The 6,584-nt window shown below is 38.7% G+C and carries 6 protein-coding genes; 4 read left to right on the forward strand and 2 right to left on the reverse strand.

Going from position 1 to position 6,584, the window contains the following annotated elements; all coding sequences use genetic code 11:
• Positions 1-9: 9 nt before the first annotated feature.
• Both celB and LFLEISCH_RS02520 read right to left on the reverse strand, forming a co-directional pair.
• Positions 10-1,296 carry a PTS cellobiose transporter subunit IIC gene (gene celB / locus LFLEISCH_RS02515; RefSeq protein WP_007472681.1) on the reverse strand — a complete coding sequence of 429 codons (1,287 nt, stop codon included), beginning with the start codon at positions 1,294-1,296 and terminating at the stop codon, positions 10-12.
• Between the two features lie 145 nt (positions 1,297-1,441).
• Positions 1,442-2,572, reverse strand: coding sequence for a M24 family metallopeptidase (locus LFLEISCH_RS02520; RefSeq protein WP_007472682.1), 1,131 nt, complete (start codon positions 2,570-2,572; stop codon positions 1,442-1,444).
• A gap of 210 nt (positions 2,573-2,782) precedes the next feature.
• On the opposite strand from LFLEISCH_RS02520, the gene LFLEISCH_RS02525 reads away from it, so the two are divergent.
• The 4 genes from LFLEISCH_RS02525 to LFLEISCH_RS02540 form a co-directional block, all read left to right on the forward strand.
• Positions 2,783-3,466 (forward strand): metal-dependent hydrolase, encoded by a 684-nt coding sequence (locus LFLEISCH_RS02525; RefSeq protein WP_007472683.1) that lies wholly within the window; start codon positions 2,783-2,785, stop codon positions 3,464-3,466.
• A 17-nt stretch (positions 3,467-3,483) separates the two neighbouring features.
• A complete protein-coding gene (gene ytoI / locus LFLEISCH_RS02530; RefSeq protein WP_007472684.1) occupies positions 3,484-4,797 on the forward strand; it encodes a CBS-HotDog domain-containing transcription factor YtoI in 1,314 nt (437 codons plus the stop codon).
• 17 nt (positions 4,798-4,814) lie between these two features.
• On the forward strand, positions 4,815-5,756 hold the full coding sequence (locus tag LFLEISCH_RS02535; protein ID WP_007472686.1) for a DHH family phosphoesterase: 942 nt from the start codon (positions 4,815-4,817) through the stop codon (positions 5,754-5,756).
• A 104-nt stretch (positions 5,757-5,860) separates the two neighbouring features.
• Positions 5,861-6,584: PHP domain-containing protein (locus LFLEISCH_RS02540; protein ID WP_007472687.1), on the forward strand; the 724-nt coding region annotated here is incomplete at its 3' end.

The following is a 6,584-nucleotide window of genomic DNA, read 5'->3' on the forward strand; positions in this document are numbered from 1 at the left end:
AAAGACGAATTATTCTTCCGCGGCAACTGATTCGCGCTCTAAGTTACTACGATCCACTAATTTTAAGAACGGATACCAAATGACAAAAACAATGAAAAAGTCGACAATTTGTAAAGCCCCACCAAGCCAAGAATTTGTAGCTAAAATTCCGTTAAGTACAATCGGGACCGTCCAAGGTACAGCCACACCAGTTGGAGCTGGCACAATACCGGCGGCCATGACAAAATAATTAAAGAGCGTGACAATGAGCGGCGCTACAATCCATGGAATTAAAATCGTGGCATTTAATACAATAGGCATCCCAAATAATACAGGTTCATTCACATTAAAAATACCTGGTCCAAGTGCGAGCCTACCAATTTCCTTACTTTGTTTACTTTTCATAAAAAAAGCAAGCGTAATGACAACAGCAAGCGTCATTCCAGAGCCACCCATTCCTACAGTGAAAACTTCCATAAATGGCTTTGTAATAATGTGTGGCAATGGATTTCCTGCTTTATAGGCTTCCAAGTTTTCAAGCATAAGCGTGTTCCAAATAGGGTCCATAACAGAGTTGACAATAATTTGACCATGCAAGCCGAAAAACCACAGTAATTGTACAAAGAAAAGCGCGATAAGTGTAGGCACAATACCCGATCCAAGGCCAACTAGCGGTTTTTGAATAACAGTATAAATGACATCGTGTAAGTTAGTGTGAAAACCAGCTTGAACAATAATATTGATTGCTAAAAAGATGGTTAAGGTTAAAATAGCTGGGATAAGAGCAGCGAATGATTTAGCTACGGCAGGCGGTACACCGGGCGGCATCTTGATCGTCCAATTTTTCCGAACGAAAAAGCGATAACATTCAGCCGCTATAAAAGCGGTTATCATGCCAATAAACATGCCTTTAGCGCCTAAGCGATCAAGCGATAGCGCACCGGTAATAAGTTCGCCCTTAGCGCTGTTAAAAAAGAAAGGTGTGAGTATTAAAAAACTAGCCAGTGCCACAGCGCCGCCGTATATTGCCTCGACTTTATAATAATTTGACAATGAATAACCAATTCCAAAAACAACAAATACTGTCATAATACTCATCGTGGCATTTTGAGCGTTCCCTAAGTAAAGTTGTAACATTTCTTTAGTTGAATCACTCCAAAAAGGGAGATTCATAAGTACAACCGCAATCGAGCCGAACATAGTAAGCGGAAAGGCAAGCATAAAAGCATCACGTAAACTACTTAAATAACGATTTTCTCCAAGTTTAGCGGCAAGCGGCATAAGTTTATTCCCAAGCATTTCCATAAATTTATTCACTAGCATATCCTCCATTTTTAAAAAAATAAAAGAAAACGTTTTCTAGTGATAATTATACGTATTTATTTTTAAATGTCTAGTCTTTTAATTAAAAAAGATTGTTCAATAAAAAAGAAAACCCATAAATGGATTTTCTTTTTTATGCTTATTTAATAACAAGTAGTTCTTTTGGAAACTCTGTTAAAATTTCATACCCATCTTTCGTCACGACAATATCGTCTTCAATACGAACACCTGCAACGCCTGGTACATAAATACCCGGTTCAATCGTAAAGACCATATTTTCAGATAGCGGCATTTCGTTTGTCTCTGTAATAGAAGGGAACTCATGGACACTTGCGCCTAAACCGTGACCAAGACGGTGAGGGAAAAAGTCCCCATAACCGGCGGCGCGAATTGTATCTCGAGCCGTTATATCGAGTTCCTTTGCAGGAGCGCCGGCACGAACTTTTGCAATGGCCTTTTGCTGCGCATCTAACACCGTATCATAAATTTTCTTTTGCTCATCCGTAATTTCGCCAAAAGCAACCGTTCGAGTGATGTCGGAACAGTAGCCCTTATGAACAACACCTAAATCGAAGAGGACTAAATCGCCTTTTTTAATTTTAGTATCACCAGGCGTTCCATGTGGAAGTGCGCCGTTTTTGCCTGTTAGAACCATCGTATCAAAACTCATTTTTGAAACGCCTTTTTTCTTCATTTCAAATTCAATTTTGGCTACAATTTCAGCTTCTGTTTTTCCTTCAGCAATTTCATCAACACCAACTTGAACAGCATAATCGGCCAGCAGTGCGGCTTCTTTTAAAATTTTAAGCTCGTCTTCTGTTTTAACAAGACGAATCATTTGAATTTTATGTTCGATTGGAATAAAAGATGTTCCGGCAAATTTACCTGAAAGTTGTTCAAAACGGTCTAACGTAATATGATTTTTTTCTACCGCGATTTTGGTCGGTTTTTGAACACGTGCCTGAATTTCTCTTGCAATAATTTGAAATGGATCTTCGGTGTCGCTGTAGCCGTAAACGTCGTGCTTCCAACCGCTTGTTTTTGCATCCTCTACTTCAAGTCCCGGTGTAAAGAGGAAAGGGGGATGATCGCTGAAAACAAGTAAGCCTAGTACACGCTCGTGCGGGTCGCTATGATAGCCTGTGAAGTAAGCGATATTTTCCGGCTCTGTGATAAAGGCGACTTCTGAGTGCTGCTCCTTTAGCCAGCTTTCTAAAACGTCAATTATTTTTTTTCCATTATTTTTACCTTCTTTCCGAAGTAAGTTCATATTTATCATAGCATTATTTTAAGTAGGACTAAACTAATTTTAAAAGTCTTTTTTTATTTTTATATAGTTATAGTTGCTTTTCTATTCTAATAAATATAAAATTAGAGTAGTACAGTTTAACCCATATATATCAATAGTTTAGTTTGTTTTTATTTATTATTTATCTTCTATTCTATAGCAGTTTATAATACAACGGAAGGATGTTGGAGAATGAAAATTTCGTTTCACGGACAATCTTGCATCAAAATCGTAACAGACACGTATACTATTTTAGTGGATCCCTTTATCTCTGGTAACCCGGCATGTGATTTAGTTGTGTCAGAACAAAAGCCAGATTTTATTGCGGTCACCCACGGGCACGATGATCATGTGGGAGATACGGTTCAAATTGCTAAAAATTCTGGCGCGGCAATCATTTGCAATGCAGAACTTGCAACCTTTTTTGGTCTGCAGGGTCTTGAAAATATTCAGGCTATGCATATTGGAGGCAAGCGACAATTTGATTTTGGAACTGTAAAATTAACACAAGCCTTTCATGGTTCTTCCACTGTGCAAAACGGTCAAATCATTAATCTTGGTTTGCCTAATGGGTTTATTTTTACAATAGAAGGTCATTCCATTTATCATGCAGGTGACACAGGAATATTTTCTGATATGAAACTTATTGGTGAACTTACACCTCTTGATATTGCCTTTTTACCGATTGGCGATAACTTTACTATGGGGCCAAGCGATGCAAAATTGGCCGCTGATTTTTTGAAGGCGAAACTAGTTATACCGATGCACTATAATACCTTTCCTTTAATTGAACAAGATGCGCATGCATTTATAAACACGTTATCAACAAACATCGACGGAAAAGTCATGGAAATCGGAGACGAAATCGAAGTATAAAGAAATAGGTGAAAAAATTGGCTACTAAACATGAACAAATCTTAAAATACATTGAAAATCTTGCTGTTGGTGAGAAAATTTCAGTTCGTAAGATTGCAAAAAATTTATCGGTTAGTGAAGGAACAGCCTATCGTGCGATTAAAGATGCCGAAATCATTGGTTTCGTTTCTACAATAAAGCGCGTAGGAACTCTTCGAATTGAAAGAAAACAAAAAGATAGTATTGAAAAACTAACATTTGCTGAAATTGTTAATATGATAGATGGACAAGTGCTAGGTGGGCGAGAGGGTTTATATAAATCGCTCAACAAATTCGTTATTGGCGCGATGACAGTGGATGCCATGGAGCGTTATACGGATGCCGGTAATCTTGTTATTGTTGGAAATAGAGAACGAGCCCACGAATTAGCACTTCACCGCGGTGCCGCTGTTTTAATAACAGGTGGTTTCGATACGAGTGACGAAGTGAAACGTCTCGCAGATGAAAAGGAATTACCGATTCTTTCAACTTCATACGATACCTTTACCGTAGCGACAATGATTAACCGTGCCATTTACGATCAGCTGATAAAAAAAGAAGTCGTTTTAGTGGAGGATATTCTAACGCCCGTTCAAGATATTGCCTACTTAGATACATCACTAAAGGTTGCGGATTGGCATACGTTGCAAGAAAAAACAGGGCATAGTCGTTTTCCTGTGGTGAATAAAGCAAACCGCCTTGTCGGCATGGTAACGAACAAAGATATTATTGAAAAAAATCCAGCCATTTCGATTGAACGGGTAATGACCAAAAATCCGCTTACTGTTGGATCAAAAATGAGCGTTGCCTCAGTGGCACATATGATGATTTGGGAAAGTATCGAAGTGATTCCCGTTGTAAAAGATGATTTAACGCTGATCGGCATTGTGAGTCGCCAAGACATTTTAAAATCAATGCAAATGATTCAAAAACAACCTCAAGTTGGTGAAACAATTGATGATACTATTGCGTCGCAACTTTCAGAAAAAGAAAATGAGCAACAAGAAAGTATGTATGAATTTAAGGTAACACCTCAAATGACCAATTCACTTGGAACACTTTCTTATGGTGTTTTCACACAACTGGTTTGTGATGTTGTTCAGCAAAAATTATTTTCAATGAAAAAAAGAAATGTTGCGATTGAAAATGTGACCATGTATTTTCTAAAACCTGTTCAAATGGATGCTACGCTCTCCATCGTGCCACGTGTTCTTGAAATGGGAAGAAAAGCTGGTAAATTGGACGTTGAATTGTATTTAGAAGGTATTTTAACCGGTAAAGCCATTGTTGCTTGTCAAATGATGGAGCGGTAAATAGAAGGAGCGCGGAAATGAAAACAAAAATTTTAAATGAAATAAAGACTTTTGAGACGATTGTCATCCACCGACACGTACGTCCGGATCCAGATGCTTATGGTTCACAAATGGGACTAGCAGAAATTATCCGAGCTACTTTTCCAGAAAAAAAAGTGTATGTTGTTGGAACTTCTGAACCAACGCTTGAATTTCTTGGTGAGATTGATGAAGTCGCGGATAATGTTTATAACGGGGCGCTTGTTATAGTTTGCGATACGGCAAATACGGAGCGGATTGATGATTCTCGTTATCAAAATGGGGAAAAATTAATAAAAATTGACCATCATCCAAATGATGATCCTTACGGCGATTTATTGTGGGTGAATACAAAAGCCTCTTCATGTAGCGAAATGATTACCTCGTTTTATGAAAACTTTAAGGATGAGCTAGTCTTAAATGAGACGGCTGCAAGACTTCTATATGCGGGAATCGTAGGGGATACAGGGCGGTTTTTATATCCGAGCACGACAGAAGAAACGCTCCGACTTGCGGCAAAATTGGTTACATTTCCGTTCGATCGCTCTCTACTTTACCAAAATTTATATCAAAGGCCCTTTAAAACAGTTAAATTACTAGGCTATATTTTTGAACATCTTAATCTAAAAGATAACGGTGCGGCAACCATTTATATTTCAAAAGATATTTTGCGGCAATTTGACATTAGTCCAAAGCAAGCTTCTGATTTAGTAAGCTCCATTGAAAACATTGAAGGTTTAAAAGCGTGGATTATGTTCGTTGAAGAAGAGAACGAAATTCGAGCACGCCTCCGTTCGAAAGGCCCGGTTATTAACGAACTTGCAAAAGAATATCGCGGGGGTGGGCATCCACTTGCATCTGGTGCGACGGTTTATACGCAGGAGGAAGTCACGGAGATGGGAGAAAAGTTATATCAAATTTGTAATGAAACACCGAGATAAGGGTTTGTCATCTTGACAAATCCTTATTTTTACGAACATACTTTCTTTTTTTGTTTGTAAAAGCTATAATGAAAAGGAGAAACAAGAGGAAAGGAGCGAGAGTAGTGGGATTTGTTCATTTACAAGTTTCGAGTGCCTATCATTTATTATCAAGTACGGCGCGAATTTCTGAACTCGTTCAAACGGCGAAAGCTTACCATTATTCTGCGCTAGCGATTACAGATAAAAATGCGCTTTACGGAGCGATTGAATTTTATAAAACCTGTAAGAAGGAAGGCATTAAGCCAATTATTGGCATGACAATTGATGTTGAGGGCGTCATTAATCCAGGTAAAAGTTATGAACTTGTTTTGCTTGCCGAAACAACGGAGGGGTATTATAATCTTCTAAAAATCGCCAGTGCCATTAAAACGCGTGAAGATAGAGAGGAAATGCCGCTGAAATGGTTGCGTTCTTACAAAAAGGGGATTATCGCCCTTTCGCCTGGGAGGACGGGGGAAATTGAAGAGCTTCTTTTAGAACAAGATGAGGCCTCTGCACTTAAAGTGGTCGCTATGTGGCAAGAGATATTTGGTCAGGCTAATTTTTACTTAACACTTCAAAAACATCACCCGAATATGGCGCAAGTTGTAACAGAATTTGCTAAACAACATTCGCTTTTAGCTGCGGCTTCGAAAAATGTCCATTATATGCGCCCGAAAGATATCCAAGCTACCACTGTTTTACGGGCTATTCGGGATAATCAAACGGTTGATTGGACCTCTCTGGAATTAGTCGGTCAGGCTTATTTTGCAAGTCCAGATGAGATGGCAAGAGAATATACAACGG

This window comes from Listeria fleischmannii subsp. fleischmannii LU2006-1 (assembly GCF_000344175.1).
Taxonomy (GTDB): Bacteria; Bacillota; Bacilli; order Lactobacillales; family Listeriaceae; genus Listeria; species Listeria fleischmannii.